Here is a 15,572-nt window from a genome sequence, read left to right as displayed (position 1 = left end):
CCTCACCGGCAGTCAGGGCACACCGGACGGCGGACCGCCAACGGCGGTTGGCGATCCGCTTGTCCGTGCTCTCGCTTTGGGCGGTCGTGTTTCCGAAAATTGGCGTGCGTCGAAATGACCGAGTCATCGATCACCCCTTCAGGAACCCGGTCACCACCTGCGGCACGGCGGCGTCGAAGCCGGCGCAGCCGAGCGACAGCGGGTCATCGTCGGGCACCACCGAGCCGGCATTGGCTGTTGCCGCCAGCACCACCGCCTTCGCTGCCGGATTGACGGTTTCACGATACCGCTTGAGCGCCTGAATCGGATGCTGCCGACCGGCCCAGGTTTCGTTGTCGGTGATGACGACGATGGCATCGACCTCCAGCTTCCGCTCCAGCGCGTAGGAGATCGGCAAGGCGATATCCGTCCCACCCTGCCACTGACCGAACAGGCGCACCACGTCGTCAAGCCGCTGACGAGGGGTGAGCGGGGCGCTGTGCAGTTCGGTGTCGAAGGCCACCACCTCCACCTGCCGTTCGGTTCGCACGAAGGCCATCGCCATGGACGCCGCCGCCTCTATGGCGGACAGGGTTGGCGAGCCGGCGCAGCGCGTGCCATGCATGGAACCCGAGACATCGACCCCCACGAGGAGGCGCTTGCCGGTCGGCTCGATGGCGGCGAAGGCCCGGTCGAAGGCGCCGTCGAGCGCGTCCACCACCGCCGGAACCGGAGTCCAGTTCAGCTTGCCGCGTTCACCGTGCCCCTGGGCATAGGTTTTCAGCGCCAACAGAACCTGCACAGGGTGAATCCTGGCGCGCGACAATGCCTCGCCGTCGGCGAGTCGTCGGACAATGGTCGCGGCGGCCTCAGAGCCAACGTTCAGCAGACCAACCTGGCTGAGCTTGCCCAGGTTGCGGATCAGCGCACCCAGCGGCATGTCGGCCAGCAAGGACTCCCACACCTCTGGTGCGGTCAGCAGTTCGGTCGGCACGGCTTCGCGCGGCAATCTCCGGTTGCGGATGATCGCCGCCGCCTCGGTCGGCCCGCTCGCCTCACGGATCCGGTAGAGGCCATCGACCAGCGGGAAGGCGGCGCGGGCGGCGCCGACCGCATCCGCTTGGTTGGGGTGGGCGATCCAGTCGAACAACACGCGCGTCGCAGCCTCGTCGGTCAACGGATGGGCAAGGCGCAGCAGATCGCGCAGTGCCCAGCCGCCCCGATTCATGTATTTCACTGCCTGAAGCGCCAGCCGGTTGGGATCCTGGGCGGTGAACCACCGCGCCACGCCACGCCGCAGCCCGCGGCCCCAGCCGCGGAAGCCTTCGATCATATCGGCGAAGGCCAGGATATGGGTGCCGGTCCGGGCGACCAAGGGAATCGCGGACAGGGCGGCACGGCGAGTCGCTTCGTCTTCCGCCGCCGCGGCCATGGCCAGCACGAACAGGGCAGGGTCGTTGCGCGGTGCCCGACCGGCCTGGCTGATTTCGACGGTGCGGGCGACCACCCGCTGGCCGTCCTCAATCAGGCATCGCTGCACGGCCATGGCGTTGTCGCGGGTGAGGGCCCGCTCGCCCACATAGTAGGTGCCGCCCTCTGAGCCCAGCAGCAGGAAGCGGTCCAACTGCCCCCAATCGCCCACTTCATACCAGTGGCCGCCGGCATTGTTGAGACTCTGCCCCGGCAGCGGCTCGCTTTGCGGAACCGCGTTCTGGGGTACGGCCTGACGAAGGCTGAAAAGCCGTCGGTACGTCATCGTTTACCCTCCTTATGTGTCTGGTTGGTCCTGCCGGACGTGTCGTTGGTTTCGGCCTTTCCAAGGAGCGTTTTGAGCGCGGTAACCGAAACCATCCGGCCCGGCAGGACCGAAAAAACTGGCGGAGCGGGCGTGACGCGCGGCTGGATGTTCCATCGGACCCGGGCATCTCGGGCGTCACGGCGATTTACAGTCGCCTGCTGGCCGCCAGCCAGCTACCGGTGATCCAACCACTCCGGCCCGCTCCGCATTCAAGCGGTTCCTGGGCGTGTTGGCGTAGTTGGGAAGAAGCCTGTGACCACCCACGATACGGTGCCACTAGGGTGGCTGCCGGCGGGATTCGAACCCGCGTCCCAGGCATTATCGTTAACCCAACCACTCCGGCCCAGGAGCCGAAAAATAATGTCCGCCGGGCGTGTTGGCGGTCTTGGCGTGTTGACCACGGTATGAGCCGTGGCGACCGGCGCTGTCCCGGTCCAGGAGCGATAACCAAAACCTTCCGGCCCGGCGGCCGTTGCACTCTTCTCTCACCTATTGGTGACAATTCCGGTCACCCCTTCACACAGACAACCTGCTTCAGCGTGTGGACGATCTCAACCAGATCGGCTTGGGCGGCCATGACCGCGTCGATGTCCTTGTAGGCCCCAGGCGTTTCGTCGAGGACGTCGGCATCCTTGCGGCATTCCACACCGGCGGTGGCATGGGCGTGATCCTCCAGCGTGAACCGCTTCTTGGCGGCATTGCGGCTCATGGCTCGCCCAGCCCCGTGCGAGCACGAGCAGAAGCTTTCCGGGTTGCCCTTGCCCCGCACGATGAACGACTTCGCCCCCATGGAGCCGGGAATGATGCCAAGGTCGCCGTGTTGCGCCCGCACCGCTCCCTTGCGGGTCAGCAGCACGGTCTGGCCAAAATGCTTCTCGGTGTTGACGTAGTTGTGATGGCAGTTCACCGCCATCTCATCCACGGCCACGTCGGGAAAGAACCGCCCCAGCGCCAGCAGCACCGCGTCCATCATCAGCTGGCGGTTGGTGCGGGCGAATTTCTGCGCCCACGACACCGCGTGCATGTACTGGGCGAAATGCTCCGTGCCCTCGGGGAAGTAAGCGAGGTCGGCGTCCGGCAGGCGGATGAAGAACCGTTTCATGTCCTTCTTCGCCAACTCGATGAATACCGAGCCGATCCGGTTGCCGATGCCGCGCGAGCCGGAATGCAGCATCACCCACACGGCGCCGGACTCGTCCAGGCAAAGCTCGATGAAGTGGTTGCCGGTGCCGAGCGTGCCCAGGTGTTCCACGGTCTTGCCGCTGGCCACCTTGGGCTGGGCCTCGCGGATGCGGGCGAAACCGGGCGCCAATTCCGCCCATGCCGCAGCGGCCGCCTCGGGCGGATCGCCCCAGGTGCCCCGGTCGTTGGGGCCGCCGTCGTCGGTGCGGCCGTGGGGGACCGCCGCCTCGATGGCGGTGCGGATGGGGTGCAGATCGTCGGGCAGGTGCTCGGCCCGCACAGTGGTCCGCACCGCCATCATGCCGCAGCCGATATCGACGCCGACCGCCGCGGGAATGATGGCGCCCTTGGTGGCGATCACGCTGCCCACCGTGGCGCCCATGCCCCAATGGACGTCGGGCATGGCGGCGACATGGTGGAACACGAAGGGCAGGCCGGCGACGTTGCCCAGTTGGCTCCGGGCCATGTCTTCGACCGGCACGCCGTTGGTCCACGCCTTGATCGGTACGCCGCCCTCGACTGGGATGAAATCGTAATTCGCCATCTCGTCACCTCCGGTCGCCTGTATCCAAGCGGCCAATAAAAAACCGACGCCCCTCCGCAGGATTTCCTGGGAGGGGCGTCGGTTCGAAACCAGCCCTGTATGACGGGTGCTTCCGCCTACATGGCTCCCTCCCTGGAGCGGGTGCAATCACCCAGCACGAACATCAGGCTCGCGGATATGGCCGCGGCTTTGATGTTGGCAGGATATGAGCGGAACCGTGTCACAGGTGGTCACCCTTCAAGCGAAAGATGTGGCATTATACAGTGACGCCGAGGCGTGGCGCAAGCCTGCATCCGGGCATCGAATGGCAGGGGTGACCGAGTTTGTCACGTCCGCCGCTCATGCTTCGGACGAGGAACAGCGGAGGCCGTGAGGTGGCACCAGGGATACCGGGCGGATTGAAGGCCTTCCTCGTCGGCGGCTGCGTGCGGGACCGGCTGTTGGGGGTGCCGGTGCGCGACCGCGATTGGGTGGTGGTGGGGGCCACGCCCGAGGATATGGCTGCGCGCGGGTTTCAGCGGGTGGGCAAGGGCTTTCCGGTCTTTCTCCACCTAGAGACCGCCGAGGAATATGCCCTGGCCCGCACGGGATGGGGTGAGCGCGCCGGATTCCATCCCGCCGCCACCCTGGAGGATGACCTTCGCCACCGCGACTTCACCATAAACGCCATGGCCATGGATGCCGACGGCGGGCTGATCGACCCGACCGGCGGCGCGGCCGACCTTGGTGGAAGGGTCATTCGTCACATCGGCGACAGCCTAGCCGAGGACCCGATCCGCATCCTTCGCGCCGCCCGCCTGGCTGCCAGGCTGGACGGGTTTTCGATCGCGCCCGAAACGGAGGCGGAGATGGTGCGGCTGTCTGCGACCGGCGTTCTGGCGACATCTACGCCCGAGCGGCTGTGGCTGGAGTTGGAAAAGGCACTGGCAACGCCCTGTCCCAGCCGCTTCTTCGTGGCGCTGCATCGGGTGGGGGCGCTGGCCGCCATCCTTCCCGAACTCGACGCCCTGTTCGGCGTACCGCAGCGGGCGAAATTCCACCCCGAGATCGACACCGGCCTGCACACCATGATGGTGGTGGACAGGGCTGCCGTCCTCTCCGACGACGCGGCCGTGCGTTTCGCCGCGCTGGTCCATGATCTCGGCAAGGGCGTGACCCCGCGCGAGGATTGGCCGCGCCATTCCGGCCATGAAGCCCGAGGGGCCGAGCTGGTTCGTCCCTTGGTCCGTCGCCTTGGCGGCCCCAATCATTGGGCCGATCTTGGGCAATTGGCGGCCACCTGGCACGGCCTGATCTCGAAGATAGCCGAATTGCGTCCCGGCACCGTGCTGGAGGTGCTGGCCGCCGCCGACGCCTTTCACCGCCCCGAGCGACTGGAGGCGCTGCTGATTGTCGCCGAGGCCGATCGTCGCGGCCGGCTCGGGCGGGAGGAGGAGGCGTTTTCCGAGGCTTCCCGCTGGAGGCAGGCCCTGGCCGCCGCCAACACCGTCATCGCCCGTGACCTGGTCGCCAGCGGCCATCAGCCGGGGCCGGGGCTTGCTGCGGTGTTGTTCCAGCGCCGCGCGGAAGCGATCCGCGGCGCCCTGTCACAATGACCGATGCAATCTGTCCCGTGTCCAAAATGGTCACGGCCTCCCTCCATGATTGCCAGAGACTGGAGGGACTGAGAGATGTCACAGGGAATTTCGGACGATGTGCGTGGGCGGGTTGGCGCCATCCTTGATCGTGTCGAGCGCGAGCACGGCATTCGCATCCTGTTTGCCGTAGAATCTGGAAGCCGTGCCTGGGGTTTCGCCTCGCCGGACAGCGATTACGATGTCCGCTTTGTCTACGCACGACCGGTCGAGTGGTACCTGTCGTTGGAAAAGCGCCGCGACGTCATCGAGTTGCCCATCGAAGACGGAATGGACGTCAACGGCTGGGATATCCAGAAGGCACTGCTTCTTCTTCTGAAGGCAAATCCTGCACTGCTGGAATGGCTGAACTCTCCCATCATCTACCGGGAGGGGCCGGCCATGACCGACCTCGGATACCTTGCCAATCAGATCGATCATCGCAAAGCGGCCCGTCACCATTACCTTCATCTTGGCCTTAACCAGTTCCGCAGTCAGATCGACGGCCGCGAACGGGTGGCAATCAAGAAGTACTTCTACTGTCTGCGTCCGGCAGCGGCATTGCGCTGGGAACGCACGCACAAGCATGGCCGCGTGCCCATGGACCTGCCCACCCTGCTCGCCGGCATCGACCTGGCGCCGTCGCTGCGGGCTGCCATTGACGACCTCCTGGCGCGCAAGGCGATTTCGTCGGAGATGGGCGAGGGGGAGCGCATTTCCGAGATCGACCGTTTCGTGCGGGAGGAATTCAGGTTGGCGCAGGCCCAGTCGCCCCGCGTGCCGGCGCTCGATCCCAGCCTGATCGACAAGGCCCAGGCGCTGTTCCTGCGGTCGATGACGGGGGCGAACCGCGAGGCCCTTTCATGCTGAGGCCGCAATGATCGGGCTCGATCTTGAAGGCGACGAGGCCTACTCGTTTCATCTCCATCCGTCGTTCGAGCCCGACACCGCCATCCGGATCGCCCGGACCGGCGACTGGATGATGCTGACCGCATGGCTCGCCACCGGCTCCTGGTTCGACCCCTGGCTGGGGCGGCGCAAGGTGCTGCGCCACCTGACGCGCGAGGAGTGGGCGGCATTGATCGAAGCGCTGGAACGAGCCGATTTCTGGTCCCTTCCTGAGGATGATCGGCGAATCGGGTTGGATGGCGAAACCTGGGACTTCGAGGGCATGTTTGGAAGCCGTCGGCAGCGGATTTCCCGCTGGTGCCCGGAAGACGACGCCATCGTCGAATTGGGATGGCTGTTCCTTCATCTCGCCTGGCGGGGTGTTGGTTACGGCTGAGCCTCGGTATCGATGGTCCGGGCCACTTGCGGATCACGCCAGATGGCTTCTAGCAGAGGCCATTGCCGCGACCCAAAGGATGACACCAGCCGGCGGATCGGCAAGGGGATCAGGGAGAAATAGGCGGCAATGGCGGCGCGCGAGGCGTACCAGGATTCGTCGTGCGGGCCGTCGGGAAGCAGCCATGTTCCGTGGCGCCCAAGGACCGGCCAGTCGGGTTCAAAGGGAACCCAGGTATCTGGATCCTCCGCCGGCAATGGAACGGTCCAGCACCCGAATGTCTTGTCCCAGCGCCCATAAAGACGCCGCCATCCGTCACCCTCCTCGACCAGAACATCATCCTCAAGCCGCCAGATTGCGGCGTGCGGGGCATCCGTGGTCGCCATGGGCACAAGGGGGACGTTCATGTCGTCACCTTAGCGCCCAGGGGTGACAGAATGGGACATGTTTTGTTCCGGTTGAGCGTGCCTCTCCGAATACACTATCTTGCCCGGCGCGCCTGTCGCCAGTCCCATGGTGCCATGAACGGGCCTGCCCATAATCCTTGGCCTGAGCGGCGGGCATCGTCTTCATCGGTCACGTAGTCCATGCTGTAGCGGCGGTACGCGAGCGCCCATCCGTTTCGAGCCATCCAGGATTCGATGTCGATGCCGTCGACCATGCACGAAGCGATGATTCTGCGGTAACGGTCACGGCCCAATTCCTTGCATGTCACCCAGCGGCGGCCGATGCGACTGGCCAGAGCGTTGGCGGAAGCCCGACCGCACGCCCATTCCTCTTCGGAAATGCCGCAGCGCTGATGGCGTTCGGGCGCGTCGATTCCGTGAAGGCGGATGCGGGTTCCGTCGATGTCGAGGGTATCGCCGTCGATGACCGACGCCTGGCCCTGGACGGTTCCCGCCCAGGCAGGGACGCAGATGGCGAGACCGATGGCGAAGAGGAATGGGGCGAAACGCATCGCGCGCTCCGGTTGACGATCCGGTCTTCATCCCATCATCGACATGTGTCAGAATTGGTCCTGCTTGATGATCAGAGGAGGGGCGGCGTGCGCTACGAGAAGGCCGACAATCTGCTTCAGCTGGCGCTGGAGATGCAGGCGGCGCGCAGCGGTCTGTCACTCAAGGACATCGAGGAGAAGTTCGGTGTCGGCCGGCGCACCGCCATGCGCATGCGTGACGCGGTGCTGCGGAACTTCCCCCAATGCGAGGAGGTCGAAACTGACGAGCGCATCAAGCGCTGGCGCATCCCCTCCGGCACCCTCGACCGCCTGATCAACTTCACCGCCGACGAACTGGCTGCGTTGGAAGGCGCGATCCGTCTGTTCGACCGCGACAACCGCGAGGACGAGGCCGCCAGCCTGTCCGATCTTTCCGGCAAGCTCCGCGCCCTGTTGAAGCCCGATGTCGCCCGCAAGGTCGAACCCGACCTGGAGGCGCTGCTGGAGGCCGAAGGGCTGGCCATGCGTCCGGGGCCGCGTCCCCGGATCAAGGTGCTGGTGGTCGAGGATCTGCGCGAGGCCATAAAGGCCTGCCGCAAGGTGCGCATCCACTATCGCAACCGCCGCACCAGGAAGGTCAACGAGCGGCTGGTGCATCCCTATGGCTTCCTGCACGGCCATCGCAATTACCTGGTCGGCTGGCACGAGAACCCCAAGGCCAACACCATCGCGCTGTTCAGCCTGCCCAATATCGAATCCGTCGAGATTCTGTCCGACACCTTCGTTCGCGATCCTGGCTTCGACCTGGCCGCCTTCGCCGCCCGGTCGTTCGGCCTATTCCAGGAGGAGCCCTACGACGTGGTCTGGCGCTTCGCCCCTGAAGCGGCCGAGGACGCCGCCGACTTCGTCTTCCACCCCAGCCAAAGCCTGGAGCGGCAGGACGATGGGGGACTGATTGTCCGCTTCAAGGCCGGCAGCGACCTGGAAATGGCCTGGCATCTCTACACCTGGGGCGACAAGGTCGAGGTGCTGGAACCGCCCCGGCTGGCCGAGATGGTCCACGGGCAAAGGGCCGCGTGGCCGGCATTGCCGTGAGGGGCTGGAGCCTGACGGCTATTCATCCTTTCCGCACGAATCATGCCCAAGCCACAGCAGCAGCAAGGTGGCCGCCAGTCCCGGTGAGGAGCGCACAAAGTCGCTTGCGCTCGACAGGAGCGCCAAGGCGAAGATGGCCATGAACGCAAGAGCGGCTGCAAGCAGCACCCACTGCCAATAGCAGATGACAACGCCGATAGCCGATAGGATGAGCAGGATCTTTGCCAACTTCATTCTTGTTCACTCATGGCCGAGGCGGAATGGAATCGCGAACCTGGCCGCAGTGCCGGCGACCATCCTCGTCCGTGGCTGACTCAGGACAGCGCGCCAAGGCGCGTGCTCCGGCTTGGGGAAGGATATGGGACGTGCCTGTCGCTTCGGTACCTTTCGCCGATTGTCCGGCGGCTTGGGCCGCGTCGTCGATGGCCTGGGGGGCTGGACGTATCGCTCGGGCCGCCGTTTCATCGCCACTGCGGAAGATGGCCTGAAGCAGTTTGGACATGGCGCCGGCCTGGGCAGGGATCGGGGAAGCCAGGGTAGCCAGAACGAGCAATGGAAGCAGCATGCGCATGGCAGGTCTCATCCGATTGGATCGGTGGGAAGCATGAAGTATTGATGTGACAGTCTTGGGCGCATTGATCCGCCCGGTTGGCCGGAACCACGCAAATAGGGGTGGTAGCCGATCGGCGCCCGCCTGCCGACCGGCCACCTCCATCAGTTCGACCGGCATAATGCCGGCCGGGTGGGCTCCGAACGGGATCGCCGCCATTCCCACCGCCGCGCTCGATCCGTCCCTCGCGACGGCGTCTCCCGCGGTCCCCGCGCTTTCGGGTCCGGGTCCCCGAACTCTGGGGCCGTTGGCCCCTGCGTTACGACCTGCGTCCTATGTCTGCTCCACGGCTGCGGGATCAATGGACGTTTCCGCTACCATGCGCCGCAGTTCGCCGACCAGGTCGCCGTGGTGGCGGTCCAGGTAATCCGCGACCGCCCCATTGCCCATCAGCTTGCCCAGGAATCCTCTGGCCACCACCAGGGCCAGTGTCGTCTCGCCCAGGGTTTCTTCGACCGCCCGGTAGTCCTGCTGCAGCTTGTCCATCTCGCGCTCCATCCGCGCGATGTCTTCGGGCGAGACGCCGGCCGCCGGCTTGGGCTTGGCGCCGTCGACCAGATGCTCAGGTCGGGTGGTGGCCAGCAGCATCTTGACGTAGGAGATCGTGAACCGGTTGGCCGACACCATCATTTCCACCGCCGCAATCTGGCGGATCGGCTTCATCTTTCGCAGGACGGCGAAGGCCTCCTGGCTGAGCATGCGGTCCTTCAGCATCTCGACCACTTCCGGGGCAATGCCGTCCAGCAGGCGCTGGCGTTCGCGGATGCGTTCCACATTGATGGCCAGGGCGCTGGCGATCCGTTCGGGGGAGGCCCCTTTCTCGATCGCCTTCAGGATCATCCGGTGTTCCTGGATGGGCGAAGTGCGGTTGATCCGCTTGTTGTAGGTGAACCCTTCGTCGTCGGTCGACACCAGGCAGACCGCCTGCTGGCCACCAAGCTCCTTCAAGGCTTCCAGGCGGAGGTGGCCATCCAGCAGGATATAGAGTCCGTCGCCGGAGCCGCCGCCCTTTTCCGGATGGACCGCCAGTGGATCGATGATTCCGACCTCGCGAACCGATGCCAGGATGCTTCTGTATTTTGGCGTCTGGCGGAAATCCCTGGGCAGTTTCCGGGTCGGCAGGATGCGGTCGACCGAAACGACGATGGTTGTTCCCTCGAACCCCTGTGTGACGGTCATGGTGTCCCCTCCTGCGGAGCCAGATGCTCGGCCAGTAACTTGGGCATGTCACCGATCCTCTCTGCCCGCAGCAGCGTGCGGAAATGCTCGTCCGCCAGCAGACGGCGCATGGCGGTGACGACGAACAGCAGGCGCTGCTCGGCAATGTCCGTCTTCTTGACCAGAATCCTCTGCCGACGGACCTCGGTCTCAAAGGTCTGGACCAGGGTGCGCATGGTGGCCTTCGGGTCCGTCTTCTTGCTGTAGCGGCTGTTGCCTTTACCCAGGGCCCGCCGACGATCGATCAACTGGCGGACGCGCATGAACTGACCGCCGCGCAGTTCACCTTGCTCGTAGGCGGCCATCAGGGCGACCTGGATATGGGCATCGTCATTCTTGGCGATCTCGGTGGCGATGCGAATCGGTAGCCAGCCTTTTTCGACCGCTGCGATCAGGCGATCCTCGCCGTCGCGCAACAGGGTGAGGATATTCTGGATGTAGCCGGGCTCCAGGCCGGTCTTCTCGGCAATCCTGGTGGTGCCGTAGCCGCGCTCCTCCAGCACCCGCACCGCGGTGAGCAGGTCGCGGTTGGAATGCTGGCGCCGGGCCAGGTTCTCGATCAGGCTGATCAGGTAGAGGTCGGCCTCGGAGGCCTCGATCACCGTCGCCGGGATGTCGCCTTCTCCCAGGGCCTGGAATGCTTCCAGCCGGCCCTGGCCACAGACGAGGTGGTACGCCGGATGGCCGTCCTCTCCCTTGGTCTCGGTCACGGTGATCGGCCGTTTCAGGCCGACGGTGGCGATGCTCTCGACGATTCCGGCGAAGATCTTCCTGTCCCGGCTGCGCGGGTTAAGGACACGGATGCGATCGATGGGGATCGAGCGGATGGTGCCGGCTCCCCCGACGTGATGTTCGGCGGCATCCCTGGAGGTGTCCATCACGCGATCTCCTTCATGGTCGTTCGGCGGGCAAGCAGGTACAGGGCGTCGAGGGTGTCGAAGCGCCAGGTGTCGAGCCCGGCCTCGTTGCGCTCGGCCAGGCGGATGCGGGATGCGGTCATGGCGATGGCCGGCAGCAGGTAGTAGTCGAGTGTCTCCTGATTGCCCGGCGCCATGCGCACCGCCACGGTGATGTCGGGCGCCAGCCCGGTGTCGAAGCGGATCACCCACCGCCGCGAGCCGGCGGCGGTATCCTGGCACCTGCTGAGCACCAGCGAGACGGTGAATTCCTCGTTGATGGTGAGCAAGTCGGTGTCGGGATCGACCTCGACCCGGCCTCCGATGGCGCGGATGTGCGCCATGGTCTCGGCTACGATAGCGGGATGAAGGTCGCGCAAGGCTCGGTTGATCTCGATATAGCGGGTATCCCTGCCGGAATCGTAGCCAATCAGGGAATAGGCCCGCACCAGGCTGCCGAAGCGGTGGCGGTAGACGCCGGACGAGGGCATGCCGTCGCATTCGTCGATCACCAGCCCCGAGAGGTATCCATGCTGCAGCAGCAGGGCTTTGAGGCCATCGAGCATCTCGCCGTTGGACAGGCGGACGGATCGCCGAGCGATGATGTCGTTGGTAGCTGCAAAGAGGGTCCGGTCGACGATGGGCTCGAAGGCGCCATCGGCACGAATCCAGTCGTCGGGCTCGTTCCTCACCCGCTTCTGCTTCAACTTGAAGGAGCGGCGGTTCCAGACGTTGTTGCCGATGTATTTTTCGTTGATCAGCACCTGATGAACGGTGGCGCGGGTCCAGGGGCGTCCAAGGTCGGTGGCGATGCCGCGGCTGTTGAGCCGGGCGGCGATTTCGCGCTCGGGCAGTCCGTCATCGACGAAGGCGCGGTAGATCCATCGGACGGCCTCCACCTCCTCCGGTGGCCCGGGGACCAGGATGACCCGGTCGGTGTGGATGCTCTTCTGTTCGCCGCGGGAAAGTTCGCCCTTGGCCGCACCGGTGTGGTCGATCATCTGGCGGCGCAGGCCGAAGCCGGCCGGCCCGCCCTGACGGTAGCCCAGTCCGATCAGCCGCCTCTGGCCGGTGAAGACCTTGACCGAGAGCTCCCTGGGGTACTCCCCCGCCATCATCCGCTTCAGGGCCTTGATGATGTGGGAAAAGGGGCTGCCGTCGTTGCCGAACTGCTCGGCGCAGTAATGAACCTTGATCCCGGCGATATCGCAGCAGAGTTCGTAATAGGCGCCCTCGTCGGGATTCTGAAAGCGTCCCCAGCGGCTGACGTCATAGACAAGAATGGCCGAGAAATCGGCTCGGCCGTTCTCGACGTCGTCCAACAAGGTCTGGAATGAATTGCGACCATTCACACTCAATCCGCTTATGCCCTCGTCGGCATAGGTGCGGACGATTTCGAACCCATGCAGGGCAGCGTACTGGCGGATCGCGTCGGACTGGTTTTCGGTCGAATACTGCTGATGCTCGGTCGACATCCGCACGTACTGCGCCGCCCGGACGGGAGACGGCGAGGACGGCGCAGGAGGATCGAGCGAAAAAGGCGTCATGGTGCCGTCTGCCGGGTCGGATCAAGCGGGGCGATGACGAACCATGTTTTACGCGACGGAAAATGTCAAGCCAGGATGGCTGCCGTTCCCTACCGTTTCCGGGGACGAAGGATCACGACGCGGCTTTCATGAGCGTTCGGGCCAAGGCAAAGGGGAGGGCTGAGGCATCCCCCGCGTAGATCCAGTCGGTGGTGATGCCGTGCAGTTCCTTGAGCCGGGCCATGACCATCGGGTCGGGCAGGCGCTTCCCGCTTTCCCAGTGGTTCCAGGTCGCCGCCTTGACGTCCAGCGGCTCGTACAGATCCTTCTGTGACAGGCCGAGCGCCAGGCGCGCCGCCCGCAGGCGGGCGCCGACGGCCTTCAGGTTGTCGGGGGTTCGGTCTCGTGTCATCGGAGTGAGGTTACGAAACGTATAGTACTGAGGGCAAGGGAATTCCCGGTGCCGTTCATTCCGCCGCGACCCCGAGTGCGCGCGCGATCCCTCCCGACACCTGATCCGCTGCCGCTCGTACCGGGTCAGCGGCGAGGTGAGCATAACGGGCGGTGGTCTGTACCTGGGAGTGGCCCAGCAGCTTGCCGATCATCGGCAGGCCCTGGCCCGAAGCCACCGCTGTTGAGGCGAAGGTGTGGCGCAGGTCATGGATGCGCACGTCCTTGATACCGGCCCGCGCTCGCACCCGTTGCCAGAACGGCTGCAGATCGGCGAGGCGGCAGCTTTCCTTGGTTCCGGTGATCACCCAGGGATTGCCGTCGATGCGGGGGATGGCCAGCAGCACGTCGAGTGCGGCCTTGCCCAAATGGACAATCTTGGCGCCGGTCTTGGAATCGGGCAGGCGCAGGGCAGGGGCCTCGGCATCGACAAAGGCCCACTTCAGCGTCATGATCTCGTTCAGTCGGCAGCCGGTCAGCATCAGCAAACGGGCCGCTGCGATGGCCGAGGGCAGTTCGATGGCCTCGATTTCCATCTCGGTCAGCACCTCACCGACTCGGCGGATTTCGGCGGCGCTGAGGAAGCGTTCGCGTTTTTCCTCGGGGTATTTCCTGATGTGCTTGCGCGGGTTGGTGCCGTCGGCGCGCAGACCCCACATTTCGGCCAAATTGAACATCTTGGAAACGACTTCCAGGCACCGATTGGCCTGATAGGGGATGTGGCGGAGGTCGTGGTGGAACTTGGCAATGTCGGCCCGGGTCACGTCCTCGACCCTCAACCGGCCCAGGGCCGGAAGGATGAAGCGGTTGAGGTTGCGGCGGTATTCCTTCGCTGTGCTGGCCTTGATGCGGAGCGAGATATGTTCCTTGTCGAAGCGTCCGGCGAGTTCCTTGACGGTGATGGCCTCTCGCCGGGCTTGTCGGTCGGCGGCCGGATCCGCTCCCTGGCGAACCGCCGCCAGCGACGACATCGCCATGGTGCGGGCCTGCTCGGCGGTAAGAACCCCGTGCGGGCCAAGGGCCATCCGCCGCGTCCGGGTGCCGACGCGATATTGGATCATGTAGTTCCGTCGCCCGCTGGGCAGTACCCGCAGACCGAAGCCAGGGATTTCGTCGTCCCAGATCGTGTACTCTTGCCCGGTGGCGGCGGCGCCTTCCGCCACTCGTTTCGTCAGTTTGGTCATGGTCGTCGCCTCAAGATGCGCTTTGCTACCGGATCAGCATTGCCCTTTCCCCGTGGTAGCTCTGCGGCAGCAAGAGGGGACAAGTGGCTGCGAATTCGCTCGAAATGAAGCGTGGCGTCATCTTCGGGTGAAGTCAACTAAGGCGCTGAAATAGCGAACAAAAGCGTGGTTGATCGTAGTTAATCGCAAAGTATTCGAGACGACTCATAACCTGAAGGTCACAGGTTCAAATCCTGTCCCCGCAACCAAAATTCATCAATGAAATCAAGCCCCTGACCTAACGGTCAGGGGCTTTTTCGTGTTGCACCCGGGCTTGTCGCGCGTTGCAACGCCAGTGCATTGATTACATACGGTTTCCACACGTTCCGGCATCGGTTCCCATAGATTCCGCGCAACACGGGCGCAACACGGAAGAGGGCATTTGTTCGCTCTGGGTTCTTGGTCGAATGAAGGGCGGGTCAGCGTCCTGCATGACCCGCCCTTCAGCGCCGGCCGCGGCCGGGAGGAGCCGTCCCGCCGGCTGTCGGGGTTGGTTCACCACGCGGCCACTCGCCGACTAAAGCCGCGGCCGGCATATCCGCGCTGCGCCTGAACCAGCGCGGCCCCGCCGGCTGGGGTCAGGGAGTTGCCGCCGCCGCGGCGCCGGGGACTTGCGGCGGGGTGCCGGTGGCGCGCGGGTTCCACCCTTCGATCTCGCGCACCTCGTTGACGTCGAGAATGCCGTTGCGCACCGCGATCTCGTGGGCTTGCCAGCGTGCGGTGTAGTCGCCGCGCATGAAGCCCGATAGGTCGAATTCTACGGCCGCGGAGTCGGCATCGCCGATGATGGTGCGGGCGAACTCGGCCTCCAACTTGCGCACCCATGGGCCGATGGTGAACTGGGCAAACCACCGGCCGGCCGCCTCCGAATTGGTGAAGGTGTTGTGGGTGTAGTCCTGGATGATGGGCGGCGGAACCTGGTAGAGGCGGGCGATCTCTTCCACTGAAAAGCGCCGGCTCTCGAGGATCTCGGCATCTTCAGGGCTGATAGTGATTTGCTGCCACTTCATCCCACCCTCGAGAACCATGACCCGCCCCACGCGGCCGGAGCCGCCGTTACTGGCACTGGTCACCTCTCGCAAGGCCTTCCGCTGTTCTTCGGTCAGCCGGCCCTCGACGCTGAGGGCGCCGGAAGGGAAGACCCCGTTCCGCCACAGGGAGCCCGCTGCCTCCTGCAGCGCGATGCCCGCGCCGACCACCTCGGTGGCGCGGGAAA

Annotated in this window: 15 protein-coding genes; 4 read left to right on the top strand and 11 right to left on the bottom strand. The window is 64.9% G+C overall.

The features are described from left to right. Nucleotides 1-130: 130 nt before the first annotated feature. Nucleotides 131-1,735 (bottom strand): TROVE domain-containing protein, encoded by a 1,605-nt coding sequence (locus MTBUT4_RS03175; RefSeq protein ID WP_173978217.1) that lies wholly within the window; start codon nucleotides 1,733-1,735, stop codon nucleotides 131-133. A 550-nt stretch (nucleotides 1,736-2,285) separates the two neighbouring features. Further along, nucleotides 2,286-3,503 (bottom strand): RtcB family protein, encoded by a 1,218-nt coding sequence (locus MTBUT4_RS03170; protein WP_173978216.1) that lies wholly within the window; start codon nucleotides 3,501-3,503, stop codon nucleotides 2,286-2,288. 341 nt (nucleotides 3,504-3,844) lie between these two features. Here MTBUT4_RS03170 and MTBUT4_RS03165 point away from each other — a divergent pair, with 341 nt between their 5' ends. From MTBUT4_RS03165 to MTBUT4_RS03155, 3 genes are all read left to right on the top strand, one after another. After that, complete coding sequence (locus MTBUT4_RS03165) at nucleotides 3,845-5,098, top strand: multifunctional CCA addition/repair protein (protein WP_256367211.1); 1,254 nt, start codon at nucleotides 3,845-3,847, stop codon at nucleotides 5,096-5,098. 75 nt (nucleotides 5,099-5,173) lie between these two features. After that, a complete protein-coding gene (locus tag MTBUT4_RS03160) occupies nucleotides 5,174-5,986 on the top strand; it encodes a nucleotidyltransferase domain-containing protein (RefSeq protein WP_173978214.1) in 813 nt (270 codons plus the stop codon). Between the two features lie 7 nt (nucleotides 5,987-5,993). Next, nucleotides 5,994-6,401, top strand: a complete 408-nt coding sequence (locus tag MTBUT4_RS03155; protein ID WP_173978213.1) for a hypothetical protein — start codon at nucleotides 5,994-5,996, stop codon at nucleotides 6,399-6,401. Here the strand turns inward: MTBUT4_RS03155 and MTBUT4_RS03150 are convergent. Together MTBUT4_RS03150 and MTBUT4_RS03145 are read right to left on the bottom strand one after the other, a co-directional pair. After that, a complete protein-coding gene (locus tag MTBUT4_RS03150) occupies nucleotides 6,392-6,808 on the bottom strand; it encodes a hypothetical protein (RefSeq protein ID WP_173978212.1) in 417 nt (138 codons plus the stop codon). The genes MTBUT4_RS03155 and MTBUT4_RS03150 overlap by 10 nt on opposite strands. A 74-nt stretch (nucleotides 6,809-6,882) precedes the next feature. Continuing rightward, nucleotides 6,883-7,359, bottom strand: a complete 477-nt coding sequence (locus tag MTBUT4_RS03145; RefSeq protein WP_173978211.1) for a thermonuclease family protein — start codon at nucleotides 7,357-7,359, stop codon at nucleotides 6,883-6,885. A gap of 87 nt (nucleotides 7,360-7,446) precedes the next feature. Here MTBUT4_RS03145 and MTBUT4_RS03140 point away from each other — a divergent pair, with 87 nt between their 5' ends. Next, complete coding sequence (locus MTBUT4_RS03140) at nucleotides 7,447-8,433, top strand: YafY family protein (protein ID WP_254434717.1); 987 nt, start codon at nucleotides 7,447-7,449, stop codon at nucleotides 8,431-8,433. Between the two features lie 18 nt (nucleotides 8,434-8,451). Here MTBUT4_RS03140 and MTBUT4_RS03135 read toward each other — a convergent pair whose 3' ends face one another. The 7 genes from MTBUT4_RS03135 to MTBUT4_RS03105 all read right to left on the bottom strand — a co-directional run. Then, nucleotides 8,452-8,667, bottom strand: coding sequence for a hypothetical protein (locus tag MTBUT4_RS03135; protein WP_173978210.1), 216 nt, complete (start codon nucleotides 8,665-8,667; stop codon nucleotides 8,452-8,454). 649 nt (nucleotides 8,668-9,316) lie between these two features. After that, nucleotides 9,317-10,222, bottom strand: a complete 906-nt coding sequence (locus MTBUT4_RS03130; RefSeq protein WP_173978209.1) for a plasmid partitioning protein RepB C-terminal domain-containing protein — start codon at nucleotides 10,220-10,222, stop codon at nucleotides 9,317-9,319. Further along, nucleotides 10,219-11,139 carry a plasmid partitioning protein RepB C-terminal domain-containing protein gene (locus MTBUT4_RS03125; protein WP_173978208.1) on the bottom strand — a complete coding sequence of 307 codons (921 nt, stop codon included), beginning with the start codon at nucleotides 11,137-11,139 and terminating at the stop codon, nucleotides 10,219-10,221. The genes MTBUT4_RS03130 and MTBUT4_RS03125 overlap by 4 nt, the downstream gene beginning before the upstream one ends. Further along, nucleotides 11,139-12,704 carry a recombinase family protein gene (locus tag MTBUT4_RS03120; RefSeq protein WP_256367210.1) on the bottom strand — a complete coding sequence of 522 codons (1,566 nt, stop codon included), beginning with the start codon at nucleotides 12,702-12,704 and terminating at the stop codon, nucleotides 11,139-11,141. The genes MTBUT4_RS03125 and MTBUT4_RS03120 overlap by 1 nt, the downstream gene beginning before the upstream one ends. 112 nt (nucleotides 12,705-12,816) lie before the next feature. Continuing rightward, entirely contained in the window at nucleotides 12,817-13,095 is a 279-nt protein-coding gene (locus MTBUT4_RS03115) for a helix-turn-helix transcriptional regulator (RefSeq protein ID WP_173978206.1), read from the bottom strand. A 55-nt stretch (nucleotides 13,096-13,150) separates the two neighbouring features. Continuing rightward, complete coding sequence (locus MTBUT4_RS03110) at nucleotides 13,151-14,317, bottom strand: site-specific integrase (RefSeq protein WP_173978205.1); 1,167 nt, start codon at nucleotides 14,315-14,317, stop codon at nucleotides 13,151-13,153. Nucleotides 14,318-14,934: 617 nt separating this feature from the next. Next, nucleotides 14,935-15,572 (bottom strand): phage portal protein (locus MTBUT4_RS03105; protein ID WP_173978204.1); only part of this gene is annotated, 638 nt, incomplete at its 5' end.

The organism is Magnetospirillum sp. UT-4, from assembly GCF_902729435.1.
Classification (GTDB): Bacteria; Pseudomonadota; Alphaproteobacteria; order Rhodospirillales; family Magnetospirillaceae; genus Magnetospirillum.
This window is presented reverse-complemented; position numbering and strand designations above follow the sequence as displayed.

Coding starts and splice junctions, on each gene's coding strand:
- MTBUT4_RS03165 (WP_256367211.1), top strand. CDS start 3,845: ATGCTTCGGACGAGGAACAGCGGAGGCCGTGAGGTGGCACCAGGGATA.
- MTBUT4_RS03160 (WP_173978214.1), top strand. CDS start 5,174: ATGTCACAGGGAATTTCGGACGATGTGCGTGGGCGGGTTGGCGCCATC.
- MTBUT4_RS03175 (WP_173978217.1), bottom strand. CDS start 1,735: ATGACGTACCGACGGCTTTTCAGCCTTCGTCAGGCCGTACCCCAGAAC.
- MTBUT4_RS03110 (WP_173978205.1), bottom strand. CDS start 14,317: ATGACCAAACTGACGAAACGAGTGGCGGAAGGCGCCGCCGCCACCGGG.
- MTBUT4_RS03155 (WP_173978213.1), top strand. CDS start 5,994: ATGATCGGGCTCGATCTTGAAGGCGACGAGGCCTACTCGTTTCATCTC.
- MTBUT4_RS03135 (WP_173978210.1), bottom strand. CDS start 8,667: ATGAAGTTGGCAAAGATCCTGCTCATCCTATCGGCTATCGGCGTTGTC.
- MTBUT4_RS03145 (WP_173978211.1), bottom strand. CDS start 7,359: ATGCGTTTCGCCCCATTCCTCTTCGCCATCGGTCTCGCCATCTGCGTC.
- MTBUT4_RS03115 (WP_173978206.1), bottom strand. CDS start 13,095: ATGACACGAGACCGAACCCCCGACAACCTGAAGGCCGTCGGCGCCCGC.
- MTBUT4_RS03125 (WP_173978208.1), bottom strand. CDS start 11,139: ATGGACACCTCCAGGGATGCCGCCGAACATCACGTCGGGGGAGCCGGC.
- MTBUT4_RS03120 (WP_256367210.1), bottom strand. CDS start 12,704: ATGACGCCTTTTTCGCTCGATCCTCCTGCGCCGTCCTCGCCGTCTCCC.
- MTBUT4_RS03130 (WP_173978209.1), bottom strand. CDS start 10,222: ATGACCGTCACACAGGGGTTCGAGGGAACAACCATCGTCGTTTCGGTC.
- MTBUT4_RS03170 (WP_173978216.1), bottom strand. CDS start 3,503: ATGGCGAATTACGATTTCATCCCAGTCGAGGGCGGCGTACCGATCAAG.
- MTBUT4_RS03150 (WP_173978212.1), bottom strand. CDS start 6,808: ATGAACGTCCCCCTTGTGCCCATGGCGACCACGGATGCCCCGCACGCC.